The sequence below is a fragment of the Streptomyces sp. NPDC002309 genome (genome assembly GCF_053593375.1).
The window spans coordinates 1-1,117 of record NZ_JBSFCI010000113.1 but is presented as its reverse complement, the minus strand read 5'-3'; the positions used below and the strand labels follow the sequence as shown (position 1 = coordinate 1,117).

Below are 1,117 nucleotides of genomic sequence, written 5' to 3'. Positions count from 1 at the left end.
CTCTTCGTCTTCTTCGTATTCCTCCTCTTCGTCCTCGTCCCGCTCCTCGTCCCGCTCCTCGTCCCGCTCCTCGTCCTCGCCTTCGTCTTCGCCTTCGGGGTATTCGTCCTCGGTGCCTTCCTCGTCGGCGTATTCGTCAGCGGAAGTGTCGTCTTCCTCTTGGGCTGCGGCCTCTTCTTCCTCGATGGCATCCTCGTGCGTGCGGACCACTTCACCATCGCGGATTTCGCCGCGCCAGCCTTCAGGTTCCTCGTCGGTCAGGGTGACGTAGCGCTGGAAGTGCTTGAAGTCCAGCCGTAGGCGCCGCCCTTGGGCGCGCCAGATGTTGCCGGTCTTCTCGAAGAAGCCGGAAGGGTAGTACTCGACCACCAGGACAATGCGCGTCAGCGTGGGAGTCAGTTCGTGGAAGCTGACGCAACCCCGCGTGGTGCCCTTGGCCCCCTCCGAGGTCCACACGATACGTTCGTCCGGGATCTGCTCCTGAACCGTCGCCTTCCAGCCGCGGGTGGACGGACCGACCTTGACCTTCCAGTCGCTGTCGATGTCCTCCTTGCCCTTGGAGACGCTGCGGACGCCCTTGGTGAAGCTGCTGAACTTCTCGTACTGGGTCCAGTGGTCGTAGGCGTCGCGTAGCGGTATGCCGACGTCCAGTACTTCGATGATGTTCATGACCTTGGTGGTGCCGGACTTACGACCCTTGCCACCCCCACCGCCGAACGCCCCCTTGACCTTGTCGACGACGCTGTCCTTCATGCTCTTCGCCTTCTCACCGATCAGGGCCTTGAACGGTGAATCACCTTGAAGTATCCGCAGACCCGCCTTGGGGAGCACGCCGCCGCTGTCCGCCACATTCGTGAGTTCGCTGGTGACATCCCCCAGTTTGTCGCCGGCTTTGTCAGCCAGGTGCTTCACCTGGGCGCCCACGAAGTCCTTGAGCGCATCGCGCAGATGGTCAACTCCCGAGCCCTGCGCGCTTCCGGTGTCAGGTGCTGTGTCGGGCATGTCGCTACCTCCGCCGCCGTGGCGATTCCTTATGTGCCGTCTTCTGCGCGGCGGTCTTCTTCGACGCAGCCGTGGACTTCTTCGCCGCCGATGTCTTCTTCGCGGGCGCCGTCTT

At 63.0% G+C, this 1,117-nt stretch carries 1 protein-coding gene; it reads right to left on the bottom strand.

Going from position 1 to position 1,117, the window contains the following annotated elements; genetic code table 11:
- Positions 1 to 1,002: SRPBCC family protein (locus ACWCPM_RS34745; protein WP_450980253.1), on the bottom strand; the 1,002-nt coding region annotated here is incomplete at its 3' end.
- Positions 1,003 to 1,117: the final 115 nt, after the last annotated feature.